A 1,497-nucleotide genomic window follows, 5' to 3' on the forward strand; every position below is an offset into this window, starting at 1 on the left:
CCGGTTCGTGGGTGGCCGGTTCGTGGGTGGCCGGCTTCGGGACTGTCGCCGGTGCCGGTGGCAACCAGTGCTTTTCCCGCTGCCGGGTTCGTCCCGGTCGTCTGCGCGGGGCCTGTCCCGGCGGGGACGAACCCGACCGGGGCCGCGCTTGGTGCCGTGCCGGCACGACCCGCCGGCGCACGGGGGGAACGCTCCCGGTCGGAGTGGTTCACGCGCGGGCCGGACAGCCGGCGGGAGGTCTCCCGCTCGCTGACCTTCCGCAGCCGCCGCCTTGTCAGGGACAGCGATGGGCGCTCGGACGGATTCACCGCCATAAGATCATCAAGAATCGGCGCGAGGGCCCCGGCCAGCCGGAAGGGATGGCGCCTGCCGTCGACAATCGCTGTCAGCGTCGCGATGGCGCTGTCGCGCTCGTACGGCGTACCACCCTCGACGGCGGTGAACAGGGTTGCGCCCAGCGCCCAGACGTCACTGCCCGGACCGCCCGCTTCCCCGCGAGCCCTTTCCGGGGCGATGTAGGAAGGTGAACCCAGCAGGACACCGGTGCGGGTCAGGGTCGGATCCCCGGCGGACAGGGCGATGCCGAAGTCCGTCAGCCGGGCGCGCCTGTCCGCGCTGATCAGGACGTTTGCCGGTTTCACGTCCCGGTGGACGATCCCCGTCCGGTGTGCGGCCTCCAGGGCGTAGGCGAGGCTGATGCCGATCCGGGCTACCCGCTCACGCGGCAACGGCCCCTCGTCGCGGATGATCTCCGCCAGGGAGTGGCCGTCCACGAGCTCCATGACGATCCACGGGCGGCCGTCGGCGTCGAGCACGTCGAAGACCGGGACGAGCCCGGGATGCTGGAGCCGGCCTGCCGAGCGTGCCTCGCGCAGCACCCGCTGGCGCAGGACCGCCCGCTCGTCGGCAGAGATCGACCGCGGGAGGCGGATCTCCTTGACGGCGACATCCCGCCGTAGCAGTTCGTCGGTTGCCGCGTACACCACGCCGAAACCGCCGTGGCCGAGTTCGGCGCCGAGCCGGTAACGACCTCCAACAATCCGGCCGGAGTGTGCGTCCTGCCCGGCTTTCGACGTCACGTGGCGCTCCAGCGGCATCCGGCCATCTCACCTCCCCATGAACATCGCTCGGCCTACTTCATCACACGTCGGCTTCGTCGGCTTCATCGCGCACCGGCATGCTGCGGGCGGGGCCCGCCGGTGTCGCTGCGAGCGGGGCCCGCCGGTGTCATGGCGGGTGCCGTCAGTGTCACGACAGGTGCCAGACGTACACGCCGGCGGAGAACTCCGGCGGGCGCCCGGCCAGCAACGTCACCGTGTTGAGGAGTGCGTCCGTGTGCTTCGCCGGGCCGAGTACGACCGCACGCACGCCGAGTCTGGCGAAGTCGTCGCGACCCTGGGTGATCTGCGCCGGGGTCACCGGGCCGGAGAACCTGCCGTTCTCGACGTCGTTCAGCAGCTGCGCTGTCGCCGTCGGCTTTTTTCCGCCCATGTATGC

Annotated in this window: 1 protein-coding gene and 1 pseudogene; both read right to left on the minus strand. The window is 71.1% G+C overall.

What is annotated here, in order from left to right; all coding sequences use genetic code 11:
- Window positions 1-1,079, minus strand: a 1,079-nt coding sequence (locus DD1DGNOD_RS05665; RefSeq protein ID WP_241255484.1) for a serine/threonine-protein kinase, incomplete at its 3' end; no start/stop codon positions are given.
- 169 nt (window positions 1,080-1,248) lie between these two features.
- A pseudogene (locus DD1DGNOD_RS05670) lies at window positions 1,249-1,497 on the minus strand (glycosyltransferase family 2 protein); the annotation flags it as partial.

Source organism: Candidatus Protofrankia californiensis (assembly GCF_900634765.1).
Taxonomy (GTDB): domain Bacteria; phylum Actinomycetota; class Actinomycetes; order Frankiales; family Frankiaceae; genus Protofrankia; species Protofrankia californiensis.